Genomic DNA, 15,039 nt, shown 5'->3' on the forward strand with positions numbered 1-15,039 from the left:
CGGACGTCGGAACACGCGCCCGTTAGCGCTAACGGTGGCGGGTTTGGCGGGGAAGGGCAAGAGCTTTTGTCTGAGTAATCGTCACGGCCGGAGGGCTGGGGCGTCTGGTTTGATCGCAATTGCCGGGATGTGGCCCGTCCGCCCCGGGCCTATATCACTTCCATGACCTACGCACTCTCCCTTTCCGAAGACGCGGCCTGGGCCGCCTTCGAAGCGCGCGATCGCGCCTTTGACGGGCGGTTGATCGTCGCGGTGACCACCACGCGCATCTATTGCAAGCCGACTTGCCCGGCGCGCCGGCCGAAGCGCGAGCATGTCGAGTTCTTCGACGATGCCGATGCGGCCCGCGCCGCCGGTTATCGCGCCTGCCTGCGCTGCAAGCCCGACGAAGTCGGCCGCGACCGGATCGCAGTGGCGAAGGCAGTGGCACTGATCGAGGCGGCGGAGGAGAATGTCTCGCTCGACGGGATCGCCGCCGCGGTCGGCTATGCGCCGCACCATTTCCACCGGCTGTTCAAGCGCGCCACCGGCGTGACGCCCGCTGCCTATGCCCGCGGGCTCAAGGCGAAGCGCGCCGCCGAGGCGCTGTCGGGCGAAGAGAGCGTGACCGGCGCGATCTACGAGGCGGGCTACTCCGCGCCGAGCCGCTTCTACGAGACCGCCAATGCCCGGCTCGGCATGAGCCCCAGCGTGTGGAAGCGCGGCGGCGCGGGGGTGACGATCCGCTGGACCGTCGCCGAGACCAGCCTGGGCCCGCTGCTGATCGCAGCGACCGACAAGGGCCTGTGCCGCGTTGCCTTCGAGGAGGATGCCTTCGACCTGACCCGGCGCTTCCCGGCGGCGGAGATCGCCCAGGGCGGCGCGGCGCTGGCGGCACTCGCCGCGCGCGTGGTCGCCGAAGTGGAAAGCCCGGGGGGCGACACCGATCTGCCGCTCGACGTGCGGGGCACCGCCTTTCAGGAAGCGGTGTGGCAGGCATTGCGCGCGATCCCGCCGGGCGAGACGCGCAGCTATGCCCAGCTCGCCGCAGCCGCCGGCAGCCCCGGCGCGGTGCGTGCCGCGGGCACGGCCTGCGGCACCAATCACGTACCGGTGATCATCCCCTGCCACCGCGCGCTGCGCTCGGACGGCAGCATGGGCGGCTATGCCTATGGCGTGGACCGCAAGAAGGCGCTGCTGAAGCGCGAGGGCGCCGGCCAGTGAACTATGTGATCCAGGGAATCGACCCCGCGCCGTTCCGCCATCTCTATGGCGCGCCGGATGCGGCGCTGGCGGTGCGGCATGCCGTCCGCATGACCGTGGCGAAGAAGCCCGGTGCGCCGTGCCGGGTGACGCTCGCCGATGCCGAGCCGGGCGAGACGGTGCTGCTGCTCAACCATGCGCATCTGCCCGTCGCCTCGCCCTATCGCAGCGCGCACGCCATCTTCGTGCGCGAGGGCGCCGAGGTGCCGGCGCGCTTCGAGAATGCCGTGCCGGAGCAATTGGCGATCCGCCTGCTCTCGGTCCGCGCCTTTGACGATGCCGGCATGATGACCGACGCCGATGTGGTGGAGGGCCGCGACCTCGAGCCGCTGATCGCGCGCTTCTTCGCGGATCCGGCGGTGGCGTATCTCCATGTCCACAATGCCAAGCCCGGCTGCTTCGCGGCGCGCGTGGATCGGGGCTAGGGCCGATCGACATTTACGGGACTGGCGGTCCCAGGCGGCTCCCCGGCGAAGGCCGGCGCCCAGTATCGGGATGCTATCGAGATACGCGAACCCCTTGAACGATGTCGCAACTGGGCCCCGGCCTTCGCCGGGGAGCAAGAAGGGCTGTCCGGCTCTCATTGCGCGCCCGAATGTCGATCCGTCCCGGGGTGGGACCTCGTTCAGCGAAGCCCGCCCCCCCGCGTTGGGCGGAGACGATGAAGGAAGCCGGGCTTGCAATGCAGGAATCGGCCTGCTTGGCTCACGCGGTCGGGCCCTGGCCCGGCCGCTCCAAAATAGGATCCGGCGCGCCATCGACTTGGGAAGCGCGGCCTGGCGCGAACGGGCCTATTTGGTCGCCGCCGGCGTCGCCGCCGCCGTCCCGTCCGACGCAGAGCATCTGTACACCAGCTTCTCGTTGTACACCGGCGGCAGCGCGGTGCGGATCGATTGCTGCTGGGTTGCCAGCTCGGCGCGCTTGGCCTGGTCGGACGAGCATTCCTTGAGCGGCACGCCCTTCCGCAGCGCGCGCGCCTGCTTCATCTGCTCGGAGGAGAGCAGATAGCGCGTATTGGTGTAGGTAGCCGTCGCCGGGTCGAAATCGAGCACCGAGACATTGGCTTCCTGGTCCGGCACCAGGATGCGCTGCCAGTGCGTTCCCGACTCGGCATATTGGGTGCGGCCGTTGATGCAGCCGTCCTCGCCGATGTCGAGGTCGACCTTGTCGGTCGGGGAGACGATCACCCGGCTGCGCTCGGGGACGAGCGTGCAGACCAGCTTGCCCTGCGCCGCCGTGCTCGTGGTGCCCGCCGCCACGGCCTTGGGCACCGGCACCACCGTGGCTTCGTCGAAGCCCGGGCGGCTGAGGAACAGGGCGGCCGCGCCCAGCATCAGCACGCCGCCGCCCGTGGCGACCCAGATCGCCTCGCGCTTGCGCTCGCGCGAGAGCAGCAGCCCGGCGCCGCCCACCGCCAGCGCGCCGAGCACGAGCAGCACCGCGGCCCCGGCCATATAGTTCTCGCGCGCGGTCTCGGCGCGATTGCGCGCCTGGGTTATCGCGTCGTCGCGCTCGGCCTCGGCCCTGGCGGCATTGGCGCGCGAGGCCTCGTCGGCGGCCAGACGCGCCTTCTCGTCGGCGCTGCGTTCCTGCGCCATCTGCTCCTCGACCGAGGTGCAGGGGATGTCGACCGTGGCGAAGGGCTGCTTCGCCTCGCCCAGAAAGGCGGCCAGCTCGCTGCCGGCAATGGCGAAGGCGAAGGTCGAATCGCCTTCGTCATTGTGCGTGATCGCCGAATTGACGCCCAGCACGCGGCCGCAGCGATCGAGCAGCGGGCCGCCCGAATTGCCGCGCGCGATGCTGGCGGTGTGGAGCAGCACGCTCACCCCGCTCAGCTGGCGCAGACCGGCGAACCCGCCCTGCGAGCGCACGGGGGACTGGGGCTTGATGAAATCCGCCGCCGAGCGCGCCGTGGCGATGTCGACATTGCCCGGATAGCCGAGCGCGACGAGCGAATCGCCATCGGAGATCCTGCCGCCGAACAGGGTGAGGGGCGGCAGGCGCACGCCGGTGAACTCGATCAGCGCCAGGTCGCGGGCCTGGTCGATCTTGATCACCTTGCCCTGATAGGATTTGTCGCCCTCCGAAGGGACGACGCCGATCACGACATTGTCGGGATAGCGCGAGGCGAGATCGACGACATGGGCATTGGTGACCACGCGGTTGGGCGCCACCGCGAAGCCGCTGCCATGGCCGAAGCCGACCACTTCGTCATCGACCACCGCGATGGTGACGATGCGCACCACGCCGCGCGCCGAGGCGGAGATGTCGTCGGCATGCGCCGGGGCGGCCCATGCGAAGAGCAGCGCCACCACGATAAGCAACCGACGCATCATCGAACCCGAACCTCCGTTTGGCCGGCAGCTTTCGGGCAAAAGCCCCGGCGGTTCAAGCCGGGGCCCGCGGAGATGGCGGGGTCTCAGCCCTTTTTCTTCTTCTCCGCGTCCTCGGCAGCCTTCTTCGCCTTGGCGTCGGCCTCGGCGAGCACGGCGAGCGCGCCTTCGGTTCCCTTTTCGTCGAGCGCGGCGAGGACCTTCAGCGCGACATTGTCGGCCGGCGCGTGCGGGCTATAGGCCACCGGCTCGAAGGCGACGCGCGCGGCCTTGGCATCGTTCATCTCGAGCAGCACCTTGCCCGCCGTGACGCGCAGGCCGGTATCGAACGGCGCCAGCACATAGGCGCCGAGCAATCCGTTCTTCGCATTGGGGGTCGGCGCCTGCTTGGCCGCGGCGAAGCTCTCGTAGAACAGCACCAGCGGCTGGGGATAATCGGTGTCGAGCTTGTTCGCCTTGAGGAAAAAGCCGCGGATCGCCTTCCAGCGCTCGGGGTTGGTGTCGCCGGCGGCCTTGGCGGCCTCCATCTGCGCCATGCCCTTGTAGAGCAGGGCGTGGATCGACTTGGGATCGGCAGCCAGCGCGCGATCGGCGGCCGCTTCGGCGGCGGCATAGTTCTTGGCGTCGAACTCGGCTTCGGCCAGCTCGTTCTGCGCCGCGGCGTCGGTGGGATAGGGGGCGGCCAGCCGGCGCGCGAGCTCGGCGACTTCGGGCGCGGTCTCCGTGGTCACCCCGCTGCTCGAGCGCATCCGCGCCGGCAGGGTGGCGACCTCGCCGACGCCCAGCTTGCGCAGCGTGACCTTGCCGACGACGACCTGTTCCTTGGAAAGGCGCAGCAGCGGCAGCGTCTTGCCCGAGATGTAGCGGTTGAGCCTGTAGTCGAGGTCGCTCGGATTCCCGAAGGCCCGGCCCGCCTCGGCGGTCTTCCCCTCGTTGCTCAGCGTGATGTAGTCGGCCAGTTCCTTGCCGTGGCCGCCGAGCAGCGCATAATGCGTCAACAGCCAGCCGCGGCCATAGAGGATGTGGGTCTGCAGGCCGTCGAGCTTGCCCGGGTTGAGCATCAGCATCTGGCTTGCCGGGATCTGGTTGGCCTGGTTGATGCCGTATTTGCGCGTCTCGGGCGGCGCGCCGAACGTCATGGTGCCGTCGTTCCGGTAATAGGCGGTGCCGACGAATTCGGCGAAGCCCTCCACGAACCATTTGGCGAACACCGCGCTCGGCCAGCTGGAGAACATGAAGCTGTGGCCATATTCATGCTGCAGAATCGAGCGCGCATCGAGCGTGCCGCTGGTCTTGCGCGGCGAGAACGCCATCGGGCCGGACGCGCGCGCCTGGTAATAGCCGGCGATGGAGTGGTTGCCCGAGAGCTTCTGGATCGCCGCGACGTCGTCGAGCAAGAACACGGTGACGCGCAGGTTCGGGCTGAGCGGTTTGTCCGGCGTGCCGGTGATCGTCCGCAGCGCCTGGTCGAAGCGCTCGAGCGACTCGGTCGCCGCCGTGACCTGCTCGGGCGAGCCTTCCGAATAGACGATGAAATGCTTGGAGCTGCCTTCGTACCAGTCGGCGGCCTGCGCGAAGGACGGCAGTAGCAGCGAAGTGGCGAGCAACAGATGACGACGCATGATTCTTCCCCCCGATAGGCCGAGTTTATGAACTGCGGCCGGCGCGTCAATCGGTGACGTTGCGGGACGGGGCGATCGGGTCCGCTTCGGATCAGACGAAGCTATAGGGATCGACGTCCACGGCCACGCGCACCCTGGGGCCCCAGGCCAGGCCGCCCAGCCAGTCGCGCAGCACCTGCTGCACGTCGAAGCTGCGCCGCGCATGGACGAGCAGCCGGTAGCGGTGGCGGCCGCGCAGCATCGCCAGCGGGGCGGGCGCGGGGCCGTAGACGTGCATGTCCTCGCCGATCTCGGGCGCGGTGCGGCCGATCATCCGCGCGGTTTCCTCGGCGGCGGCGCGGTCCTCGCTCGAGACGATGATCGCGGCATAGCGGCCATAGGGCGGCGCGTCGGCGTCGCGGCGCGCCTCGGCCTCGGCGGCATAGAAGCTCTCGGCATCGCCCGAGACGAGCGCGCGCATCACCGGCGCGTCGGGCGCGTGCGTCTGGATATAGACGGTGCCGGGCTTCTCGCCGCGGCCGGCGCGCCCGGCCACCTGCATGATCTGCTGGAAGGTCCGCTCGCTGGCGCGCAGGTCGCCGCCGTCCAGCCCCAGATCGGCATCGACCACGCCGACCAGGGTCAGGTTGGGGAAGTGATAGCCCTTGGTCACCAGCTGCGTGCCCACCACGATATCGATCGCGCCATGCTCCATCCGCGCGACGAACTCGGCCGCCTTGGCGGGCGACCAGAGCGTGTCCGAAGTGACGATGGCGGTGCGCGCCTCCGGCCACAGCGCCGCCACTTCGTCGGCGATGCGCTCGACACCGGGGCCGCAGGCGACCAGCGTGTCCTCGCTCTTGCACTCGGGGCACAGGCTCGGCGCCGGAATGGTGTGGCCGCAATGGTGGCAGGAGAGGCGGCGGAGCAGCCGGTGCTCGACCATCCAGGCCGTGCAGTTCGGGCATTGGAAGCGGTGGCCGCAATGCCGACACAGCGTCAGCGGGGCATAGCCGCGCCGGTTGAGGAACAGCAGCGACTGCTCGCCCCGGGCCAGCGTCTCGTCGATCGCCTTGACTAGCGGCGGCGCCAGCCAGCGGCCGCGCTCGGGCGGGGCCTGGATCAGGTCGATCGGAATGATCTCGGGCATTTCCGCCGCGCCGTAGCGGCCGGGGAGCTTGAGTTCCGCATAGCGGCCCAGCTCGACCTGGTGGCGCGTCTCGATCGCCGGCGTGGCGGAGGCGAGGATCACCGGGCATTCCTCGAACCGACCGCGCATCACCGCCACGTCGCGGGCATGATAGCGGACGCCGTCCTCCTGCTTGAAGCTGGTCTCGTGCGCCTCGTCGACCACGATCAGGCCGAGATTCGGATAGGGGAGGAACAGCGCCGAGCGGGCGCCCACCGTCACCATCGCCTCGCCGCCGGCGATCGCGCGCCAGGCGCGGCGGCGCTGCGAAGTGCGCAGGCCCGAATGCCAGGCGACCGGGTCGCAGCCGAAGCGCTTCTCGAAACGCGTGAGGAACGGCTCGGTCAGCGCGATCTCGGGCAGCAGCACCAGCGTCTGGCGCCCCGCCGCCAGCGCCGCCGCGACCGCTTCGAAATAGACTTCGGTCTTGCCCGATCCCGTCACCCCGTCGAGCAGGAAGGGCTGGAACGTCCCCGCGGCCACTGCCCGGCGCAGGGTGGCGGCCGCATCGGCCTGTTCGGGATTGAGCCGGGGCGGGGCGAAATCGGGGTCGGGCAGCGGATAGGGCGTGTCGGTGTCGACCACCACCGCCTCGATCGCGCCGGTCTTGACCAGGCCCCGGATCACCGCGTCGGACACATCGGCGGCCAGGGCCAGCTCGCGCACCAGCCCCTGGCGCTCGCCGATCCGCTCCAGCGCCTGGGCGCGCTGCGGGGTGAGCCGGCCGGGCGCCTGGCCGGTGGCGCGATATTCGGTGATCGTCGGCGCGCTCTCGAACGCCGCGGAGGTGCGCAGCGCCATCGCCAGCACGGCCGAGGGCGGGCTGAGATAATAGTCCGCCGTCCACTCGACCAGCCGGCGCACCGATGCGGGGATCGGCGGCGCGTCGGCCACGGCCATGATGTTGCGCAGCCGATTGTCGCCGATCTCCTCGGTCGGCAGCCGCTCGGCTTCCCAGACCACGCCGGCATATTGGCGCGGGCCGATCGGCACGACGACGATCGACCCCGGCGCGACCCGCATGCCGGCGGGCACGCGATAGTCGAGCGGGCCGAGCGCGGGATGGAGGACGAGGACGCGGGCGCGGGACATGGGACGCCCTCATATGGGCTTTTGCACCGGAAACGGAATCCCCGTATCCGGTTGGCGCTTCAAGGAGACCGAAGATGCTGCTCGCCGCCGTCCTGCTGCTCGCCCAGGCCGCACAGACCACCCAGTGCAAGGCGACCGACGCCAGCCTTCCCGTCTCGCTGCTCGGCTGGGTGAAGCCCGGCGACGAATTCGCGCCCGGCAAGGCAGTGGCGCTCGACGCGATCGACGGCGCGGCGCTCAAGGGGCTGCCCGCGGGCAGCAAGCCCGGAAAGGCGGCGACGATCGGCTTCAAGATCGAAACCGCGGGGGTCTACGGCATCGCGCTCGATCAGGGCGGCTGGATCGACGTGCTTCCCGGGATCGAAGGCGGCGCGGCGCTCGCCTCGGTCAGGCACGGCCATGGCCCCGAATGCTCGACGATCCGCAAGATCGTCCGCTTCGAGCTCCGGCCCGGCATCTACCGGCTCTATGTCTCGGGGCTGTCGGCGTCGAAGGTGAAGACGATGCTGGTGGCCGGCGAATGAGCGCGGCGAACAAGGCGGCCGTCCGCGCCTATGTCGATGCGTTCAACGCGCACGATGTCGCCCGGCTGAACCGGCTCTTCGCGCCCGAGGCGAAGATCTGGGGCGTGCTGGGCGCCGGGCCACTCGACATGGCGATGGGGATCTGGCGCGAACTGCACGAAGGGATGGAGATGCGGCTCGAGATCCTCGACCTGGTCGCCGAGGGGGATTCGGTGGCGGTGCGCCTGCGCGAGACCGGCCGTTTCGTCGGCCCCTTTCGCGGCATGGGCGGGATGGCGCCGACCGGCCGGCCCTATGAGGTGGCCGCGATGGAATGGTTCCGGCTCGAGGACGGAAAGATCACCGAGCGCTGGGGCGCCCGCGATTCCGCCGCGATCCTCCGGCAGGTGAGCCAGGACTAGGGCCGCAGCGTCAGCCCGATCGTCATCGCATGGTCCATCTGGTCGCGCGCGCCGGCGCGGCCGAAGCGATACTGGTTGAGATAGCCGATCTCGACGCGCAGCCGGCGGCCCACCGGCGCCCCCAGCCCGACATTGGCCCGCACCCGCTCGATCCCGCCGCGCTGGCCCCAGCCGGTGGTGTTGAGATTGAGGAAGGTCTCGTGCGTGGCGAACAGGCCGAGCCCGGTCCGGCCCAGCGGCGCGTTGAAGCGAAGCTGGCCGCGCACGCGGTGGCCGATCGCGGGGCCCGAGCTGTTGAAGCGCTGCTCGAGCCGGATCCGCGTGGCGAAGCCGGCGCCCAGCGGCACGATCACGTGCTGGCGCAGCCGCTCCTCGTTCGGCAGCGTCCGGTCGCCGACGAAATCCTCGACGTGGCGATAGCCGATGGCGAGCTCGACCTTGCCCAGCTTCCAGGCGAACAGCCCGCCGATCTCGGTATGCGCCAGGCCGCGGGCGCGGTCGCCGAAACGGGCGATGCTTTCCACCGTCGCTTCCTCATGCTCGCCCACGCGGACGACGCCGCTCGCCTGCAGCCAGAGCTGGTCGTCGGTCCGCTGCGCGAGCGCGGGCGCGGCGGCGAGGAACAGGGGCAGGGCGACGCACGAGCGCATCGCGTCTAAACGCATCGTCTTCATTCCGGTGCAAGCTCTTCTTGCCGGCTCCGGAACATCCGTGGAACATCGCTGCCATCCAAAGGGGGGAGAAGAGTGATGATTCTCATGACGGCGCTGGCTCTGAGCATGGCGGCGCAGGGGCGCTGCACGGCGCTCGACACGCGGCTTCCGCGTCCGCTCGCCGGCTGGAAGCGCGAGGGGCGCGGGCTCGATACCGGCCATGCGGTGACGCTGCCGATCCGCGGCGGCGGCATCGAGACGCGGATCGCCATCCGCAAGGCCGGCACGGTCGGCATCGCGATCGATCGCGCCGGGTGGATCGATGCCTTCGCGGCCGAGGACCGCCGCGCGCTGCGCATGGCGTCGGAGCGCCGGGGGCCGCGCTGCTCGACGATCCACAAGATCCTCTATTACCGGATGCGCCCGGGCACCTATCGCGTCACGGTGAATCGGCTTAAGGGCGGCCGTGCAAAGCTGATGCTCACGCACGACTGACAGCAAATGTCATAAGGGATTCCCGATGAAGTTCTTCGCCGACACCGCCGATACCGCCGACATTCGCGACCTGGCCGCCACCGGCCTGCTCGACGGCGTCACCACCAACCCCTCGCTGATCCACAAGGCGGGCCGCGACTTCCTCGAAGTGGTCGCCGAGATCTGCGAGATCGTCGAGGGTCCGGTCTCGGCCGAGGTCGTGGCGCTCGATTTCGAGGGCATGATGCGCGAGGCGGAGATCGTCCGGAAGATCGCCGACAATGTCGCGGTCAAGGTGCCGCTGACGATCGACGGCCTCAAGGCGTGCAAGGCGCTCACCGACGACGGCACGATGGTCAATGTGACGCTGTGCTTCTCGGCCAACCAGGCGCTGCTCGCGGCCAAGGCCGGAGCGACCTTCATCTCGCCGTTCGTCGGCCGGCACGACGATATCGGCTATCCGGGCATGGACCTGATCGCCGACATCCGCACGATCTACGACAATTACGCCTTCGACACCGAGATCCTGGTCGCCAGCGTGCGCAACCCGATCCATGTGCTCGAAGCCGCCAAGATCGGCGCCGACGTGATGACCGCGCCGCCGAGCGTGATCCGCCAGCTGGTCAAGCACCCGCTGACCGACAACGGCATCGCCGCCTTCATGGCCGACTGGGCCAAGACCGGCCAGAAGATCGGGTGATTTCCCAATTCCTCCCCCGGCTTGCCGGGGGAGGGGGACCGCTGGCAGGGCGAGTGGTCGAGGGGCGGCCGCAGCCCCCCACCACCGATCTGCGGCCGGCGGCCCCCCGCCCCGAGACAAGCTCGGGGAGGAAATATACTATCCCCCCATGACCGAACCCGCCCTCCCGCTCCTCTATGCCCAGCACCTTGCGCGTGACCGGCGGCGCTCGGCGCACACGGTGCGGGCCTATGGCGCCACTGCCGAGCGGCTGGTCGCCTTTCTCCGGGAACATTGGGGCGGCCCGGTCACGCGCGACGCGCTCGGCCGGGCGAGCGCCGCGGACCTGCGCGCCTATCTCGCCCATCGCCGCGGCGAGGGCCTGTCCAACGCCTCCGCCGCGCGCGAGCTTTCGGCGGTGCGCGGCTTCCTGAAGTTCGCCGGCGGCGACGATGCGGCGCTTCCCCGCCTCAGGGGGCCGCGCGTCAAGAAGGGCGTGCCCCGTCCGATCGCCCCGCACGAGGCGGTCGCGCTGGCCGAGACGGTTTCCGAGGAAGCGCGCGAGCCCTGGATCGGGCTGCGCGACTGGGCGGTGCTGCTGCTGCTCTATGGCGCCGGGCTGCGCATCGGCGAGGCCGTGGGGCTCACCGGCGCCGTGCTCCCGCTGGGCCAGACGATGAGCGTCACCGGCAAGCGCGACAAGACGCGGATCGTTCCGCTGCTCCCCCAGGTGCGCGAGGCGATCGAGGCCTATGCCCGTGCCTGCCCCTATGGCGTCGCGCGCGATGCCCCGTTGTTCCGCGGCGCGAAGGGCGGCCCGATGCCGGCGGGGGGGATCCGCAAGTCGGTCCGCTCCGCCCGGGCCGCGCTCGGCCTGTCGGATCGCACCACGCCGCATGCGCTGCGCCACAGCTTCGCCACGCATCTGCTGGGCCGCGGGGCGGACCTGCGCGCGCTGCAGGAGCTGCTCGGCCATGCCAGCCTCAGCTCGACTCAGGTCTATACCGCCGTCGATGCCGCGCACTTGCTCGACGTCTATCGGAGCGCCCATCCCCGCGCCTGATTTCGATCAGCTACAGGGGGGCTCCGCTTCGCTACGGCGGGTGCATGGACCATCCCTATCTCGCGGACGTCACGGACATCCAGCGTATCCCCGAAGTCGAGACCATCCTCGCCGAATTGTGCGAGCGCACCGGCATGGGCTTCGCCGCGGTGGCGCGCGTCACCGCCGATCGCTGGGTGGCCTGCCAGGTGCTCGACAAGATCGAGTTCGGGCTGAACCCAGGCGAGGAGCTGGCGATCAAGACCACGATCTGCGACGAGATCCGCGCGAGCGGGCAGGGCATCTATATCGACGATGTCGATGCCGATCCCGAATGGCGCCGGCATCACACGCCCGCGCTCTACGGCTTCCGCAGCTATATCTCCTGGCCGATCTTGCGCGGCGACGGCAGCTTCTTCGGTACGCTGTGCGCCGTCGATCCGGCGTCGCGCCTTGGCCTCGCCGCGCTTGCCCCGCAGATGGAAGCCTATGCCCAGCGGATCGCGGCTGCGCTCGACCGTATCAGTCTCGCGGCTTCCAGGTGAGGATCCGCCAGACATAGAGCAGTGCGATCCCGGCGACGATGGCGATGATCGCAGGCCCCACCCAATGCTCGATATCCTCGATCGTGGCGCCGAGCGCATAGCCCACGCCCACCAGGATGATGTTCCAGATCGCGCTGCCCACGGCGGTGTAGCCGACGAAGCGCCAGAAGGGCATGTGCATCAGCCCGGCGGGGATCGAGATGATCGTGCGGCCCACCGGCATGAAGCGGAAGATCAGCACGGTCGGCCCGCCCCATTTGTCGAAATAGGTCTTGAGCTTCTCGATCTCGTGCCAGTCGAGCGTCAGCCAGCGGCCCCAGCGATCGATCAGCGGCCGCAGGCGCTTGTAGCCCAGCCGCCGGCCGATCTCCCACCAGAAGAGATTGCCCAGCACCGTGCCCGCGGTGCCGGCGAGCAGCACGAGCGCCAGGTTCATCTCGCCGCGCGCCACGGCGATGCCCGCGACGCTCATGATCGCTTCCGACGGCACCGGCGGAATGACGTTCTCGAGCACCATCAGCCAGAAGATGCCCCAATAGCCCCAGGAAGCCGCGTCCCACATAGCGCCTCGATCAGTTCCGCTCGGCGACGCGGCGCTCGATCGCCTGCCAGATCAGCGCGGCGGTGTCGGTGCCGTTGAACCGGTCGATCGCGACGATGCCGGTGGGGGAAGTGACGTTGATCTCGGTCAGCCACTCGCCGCCGATCACGTCGATGCCGACGAACAGCAGCCCGCGCTGCTTCAGCTCCGGGCCCAGCACCGCGCAGATTTCCTGTTCGCGCGCCGTCAGCTCGGTCTTGGCCGCGCTGCCGCCCACTGCCAGGTTCGAGCGGATCTCGCCTTCGCCCGGAATGCGGTTGATCGCGCCGGCCACTTCGCCGTCGACCAGCACGATGCGCTTGTCGCCCGCCGCCACCGAGGGGAGGAAGGCCTGCACCATGTGCGGCTCGCGCCAGGCGGTGTTGAACACTTCGATCAGCGAAGAGAGGTTGGCGCCGTCGCGGCCCACCTTGAAGATCGCCTTGCCGCCATTGCCGTGGAGCGGCTTGATGACGATCTCGCCATGCACGGCCAGGAAGGCGCGCGCCTCGTCCAGGCTGCGGGTGACCAGCGTCGGCGGCATGAACTGCGGATAGTCGAGGACGAACACCTTCTCCGGCGCGTTGCGCACGCTGGCGGGATCGTTGACCACCAGCGTCCGGTCGGCGATCCGCTCGAGCAGATGCGTCGCGGTGATATAGCCCAGGTCGAAGGGCGGATCCTGGCGCATGAGCACGACATCGGCGTCAGCGCCCAGGTCGAGCGACACCGGCGCCTCGAAGCGGAAATGATCGCCCGCCACGCGCTGCACGGTCACGGGATGCGCCCGGGTCCAGACGCGGCCGGCGGAATAGTTGAGATCCTCGGCGCCGTAATGGAACAGCCGGTGGCCGCGCGCCTGGGCGGAGAGCATCAGCGCGAAGGTCGAATCCCCCGCGATGTTGATCGCGTCGAGCGGGTCCATCTGCACGGCGACATTGAGCGACATTCGGCCTCCTTCGGGAACGCCTTAGGTGACTTATTCGAATAAGTCACCCCATCCAGGCGTTCTCGATATGGCGAGGCGGCGTCCCCGGGGCAATGAGGATCACGTCGACCCGGATATCGTCGTTCGGGCCGGCATAGCGCGGCATCAGCACTTCGGCCGCGGCGGCGACGCGGGCAAGCCGGCGCTCGTCGATCGCGAAATCGAGATCGGCCGCGGTGGCGCGCGTCTTGACTTCGACAAAGGCGATCAGGCTGCCGCGGCGCACAACCAGATCGACTTCGCCGGCCGGGGTGCGGACCCGGCGATCGAGGATTTTCCAGCCTTTCAGCCATAGCCACCAGGCGGCGCGGCGCTCGCCTTCGCGGCCACGCGTTTCCGCAGCGCGGCGATCCGTTGGTCTTTTACCCTTCACGACTCGCACCTGTGGATAACTTTGGTTACCATCGCCAGACCGAGTCGCACCGAACCGGGTTTATCGGTGCTTTCGGGGGGTCGCATTCTGATGGAATCCAACGAACGCTATTATCGGCGTCGCGCCGCTCAGGAACTCGCTGCCGCGAAGCGGGCGATGACGGAGGCCGCCGCGCTGCGCCGCCGCCAGCTCGCGGAGACCTATCTCAAGCGCCTTGCCGAGCTTACCGGCGCCGACGAGATGCGCGTGCTCGAGCAGGAATACGCCTGAGGGCTTTCGCGGCGACCTGCGTCAAGCATCCTCGGCGAGGGCCGGGGCCCAGCCGCGATGTCGTTCGAGAGGTTCGCCGGCCTAACCCGTCAGCCCGATACCGGGTCCCGGCCTTCGCCGGGGAGCAATGGATGTCCTTGGCTCGCAACGCGGGATTCGCGCGCGGGTGCCGTGATCTTCCGCACCCGGCGCGGCCTCGCGGCATAGGGCTACTCCTTCATCTCCATTGCCCGCGCATAGAGCGCCTTGCGGTCGAGCCCGAGCTTCTTCGCCACTTCGCCCGCCGCCTTGCTGGCCGGCAGGCGAGTCAGCGCCTCGGCGAGCGCGGCATCGGCATCATCGGCGCTGGCGGGCGCGGGCGCGCCCGGCGGGGCGACCACCACCACGATCTCGCCCTTGGGCGGCGCCTCGGCATAGCGCGCGGCCAGCTGGGTGAGCGAGCCGGTCACGCATTCCTCGAACTTCTTGCTGATCTCGCGCGCCACCGCCGCCTCGCGATCGCCCAGGCCCTCGGCCAGCGCGGCGAGGCAGGCCGAGAGCCGCGGCCCCGATTCGTAGAGGACGAGCGTGGCGCGCACGCCGGCGATCTCGGCGATCGCTTCGGCCCGGGCCTGTTGCTTGGACGGCAGGAAGCCCAGGAACAGGAAGCGGTCGGTCGGCAGCCCCGCCAGCGTCAGCGCCGCGATCGCCGCGCAGGGGCCGGGAATCGTCGTCACCGGATGGCCGGCGGCGCGGGCGTCGCGCACCAGCTTGAAGCCGGGATCGGAGATCAGCGGCGTGCCCGCATCGGAGACCAGGGCGATGGCTTCGGTCGCCATGCGCGCGACCAGGCCGGGGCGGACGGCATCGGCATTATGGTCGTGATAGGGGATCATCTTCCCCTTCGCGCCCAGGTGCCGGAACAGGCCGGCTGTCACACGGCTGTCTTCTACGGCAACCAGATCGGCGCCCAGGAGTATTTCGGAGGCGCGCGGCGACAAGTCACCGAGATTGCCGATCGGGGTGGCGACGATATAGAGGCCGGGCGTGAGAACAGCGTGCATCGGGGAGAGT

The 15,039-nt window shown here is 69.6% G+C and carries 17 protein-coding genes; 9 read left to right on the plus strand and 8 right to left on the minus strand.

Annotation, left to right across the window (positions count from 1 at the left end; translation table 11 throughout):
• The first annotated feature begins 162 nt into the window (after positions 1-162).
• Together ada and BGP17_RS16505 are read left to right on the plus strand one after the other, a co-directional pair.
• Positions 163-1,203: a bifunctional DNA-binding transcriptional regulator/O6-methylguanine-DNA methyltransferase Ada gene (ada, locus tag BGP17_RS16500; protein WP_286712747.1), complete on the plus strand. Its 1,041-nt coding sequence runs from the start codon at positions 163-165 to the stop codon at positions 1,201-1,203.
• Complete coding sequence (locus BGP17_RS16505) at positions 1,200-1,667, plus strand: DUF1203 domain-containing protein (protein WP_286712748.1); 468 nt, start codon at positions 1,200-1,202, stop codon at positions 1,665-1,667. The genes ada and BGP17_RS16505 overlap by 4 nt, the downstream gene beginning before the upstream one ends.
• Before the next feature lie 366 nt (positions 1,668-2,033).
• Here BGP17_RS16505 and BGP17_RS16510 read toward each other — a convergent pair whose 3' ends face one another.
• The 3 genes from BGP17_RS16510 to BGP17_RS16520 all read right to left on the minus strand — a co-directional run bounded on the left by BGP17_RS16510 (position 2,034) and on the right by BGP17_RS16520 (position 7,457).
• Positions 2,034-3,575, minus strand: coding sequence for a S1C family serine protease (locus BGP17_RS16510; RefSeq protein ID WP_286712749.1), 1,542 nt, complete (start codon positions 3,573-3,575; stop codon positions 2,034-2,036).
• Between the two features lie 86 nt (positions 3,576-3,661).
• On the minus strand, positions 3,662-5,197 hold the full coding sequence (locus BGP17_RS16515; RefSeq protein WP_286712750.1) for a hypothetical protein: 1,536 nt from the start codon (positions 5,195-5,197) through the stop codon (positions 3,662-3,664).
• A 91-nt stretch (positions 5,198-5,288) separates the two neighbouring features.
• Positions 5,289-7,457 (minus strand): primosomal protein N', encoded by a 2,169-nt coding sequence (locus BGP17_RS16520; RefSeq protein WP_286712751.1) that lies wholly within the window; start codon positions 7,455-7,457, stop codon positions 5,289-5,291.
• 74 nt (positions 7,458-7,531) lie between these two features.
• On the opposite strand from BGP17_RS16520, the gene BGP17_RS16525 reads away from it, so the two are divergent.
• Both BGP17_RS16525 and BGP17_RS16530 read left to right on the plus strand, forming a co-directional pair.
• Positions 7,532-7,981, plus strand: a complete 450-nt coding sequence (locus BGP17_RS16525; protein ID WP_286712753.1) for a hypothetical protein — start codon at positions 7,532-7,534, stop codon at positions 7,979-7,981.
• On the plus strand, positions 7,978-8,382 hold the full coding sequence (locus tag BGP17_RS16530; RefSeq protein WP_286712755.1) for an ester cyclase: 405 nt from the start codon (positions 7,978-7,980) through the stop codon (positions 8,380-8,382). Before BGP17_RS16525 ends, BGP17_RS16530 begins: the two co-directional genes overlap by 4 nt.
• Here the strand turns inward: BGP17_RS16530 and BGP17_RS16535 are convergent.
• Entirely contained in the window at positions 8,379-9,056 is a 678-nt protein-coding gene (locus BGP17_RS16535) for a DUF2490 domain-containing protein (protein WP_286712756.1), read from the minus strand. The genes BGP17_RS16530 and BGP17_RS16535 overlap by 4 nt on opposite strands.
• 75 nt (positions 9,057-9,131) lie before the next feature.
• On the opposite strand from BGP17_RS16535, the gene BGP17_RS16540 reads away from it, so the two are divergent.
• The 4 genes from BGP17_RS16540 (at position 9,132) to BGP17_RS16555 (ending at position 11,775) form a co-directional block, all read left to right on the plus strand.
• Positions 9,132-9,530: a hypothetical protein gene (locus tag BGP17_RS16540; protein ID WP_286712758.1), complete on the plus strand. Its 399-nt coding sequence runs from the start codon at positions 9,132-9,134 to the stop codon at positions 9,528-9,530.
• Between the two features lie 25 nt (positions 9,531-9,555).
• Positions 9,556-10,209, plus strand: coding sequence for a fructose-6-phosphate aldolase (gene fsa, locus BGP17_RS16545; RefSeq protein WP_086130650.1), 654 nt, complete (start codon positions 9,556-9,558; stop codon positions 10,207-10,209).
• Positions 10,210-10,357: 148 nt separating this feature from the next.
• The gene (locus tag BGP17_RS16550) at positions 10,358-11,251 is read left to right on the plus strand and encodes a tyrosine recombinase XerC (RefSeq protein ID WP_167299480.1); all 894 of its coding nucleotides are present in this window, start codon (positions 10,358-10,360) and stop codon (positions 11,249-11,251) included.
• A 44-nt stretch (positions 11,252-11,295) separates the two neighbouring features.
• On the plus strand, positions 11,296-11,775 hold the full coding sequence (locus BGP17_RS16555) for a GAF domain-containing protein (RefSeq protein WP_167299479.1): 480 nt from the start codon (positions 11,296-11,298) through the stop codon (positions 11,773-11,775).
• Here BGP17_RS16555 and BGP17_RS16560 read toward each other — a convergent pair.
• Genes BGP17_RS16560 through BGP17_RS16570 form a run of 3 tightly spaced genes read right to left on the minus strand, consistent with a single transcriptional unit; the run spans position 11,753 to position 13,725 of the window.
• Positions 11,753-12,337, minus strand: a complete 585-nt coding sequence (locus BGP17_RS16560; RefSeq protein WP_167299478.1) for a DedA family protein — start codon at positions 12,335-12,337, stop codon at positions 11,753-11,755. The genes BGP17_RS16555 and BGP17_RS16560 overlap by 23 nt on opposite strands.
• Positions 12,338-12,347: 10 nt before the next feature.
• Positions 12,348-13,304: a glutathione synthase gene (gene gshB / locus BGP17_RS16565; protein ID WP_167299477.1), complete on the minus strand. Its 957-nt coding sequence runs from the start codon at positions 13,302-13,304 to the stop codon at positions 12,348-12,350.
• 43 nt (positions 13,305-13,347) lie between these two features.
• On the minus strand, positions 13,348-13,725 hold the full coding sequence (locus tag BGP17_RS16570; RefSeq protein ID WP_380925353.1) for a YraN family protein: 378 nt from the start codon (positions 13,723-13,725) through the stop codon (positions 13,348-13,350).
• An 81-nt stretch (positions 13,726-13,806) separates the two neighbouring features.
• On the opposite strand from BGP17_RS16570, the gene BGP17_RS16575 reads away from it, so the two are divergent.
• Positions 13,807-13,986 carry a hypothetical protein gene (locus tag BGP17_RS16575; protein WP_086130656.1) on the plus strand — a complete coding sequence of 60 codons (180 nt, stop codon included), beginning with the start codon at positions 13,807-13,809 and terminating at the stop codon, positions 13,984-13,986.
• Between the two features lie 209 nt (positions 13,987-14,195).
• On the opposite strand, the gene rsmI is transcribed toward BGP17_RS16575, so the two are convergent.
• Positions 14,196-15,029 (minus strand): 16S rRNA (cytidine(1402)-2'-O)-methyltransferase, encoded by an 834-nt coding sequence (gene rsmI / locus BGP17_RS16580; RefSeq protein ID WP_167299476.1) that lies wholly within the window; start codon positions 15,027-15,029, stop codon positions 14,196-14,198.
• Between the last annotated feature and the right edge of the window lie 10 nt (positions 15,030-15,039).

Origin of the sequence: Sphingomonas sp. 67-41 (assembly GCF_001899725.1) — a bacterium.
Classification (GTDB): domain Bacteria; phylum Pseudomonadota; class Alphaproteobacteria; order Sphingomonadales; family Sphingomonadaceae; genus Sphingomonas; species Sphingomonas leidyi.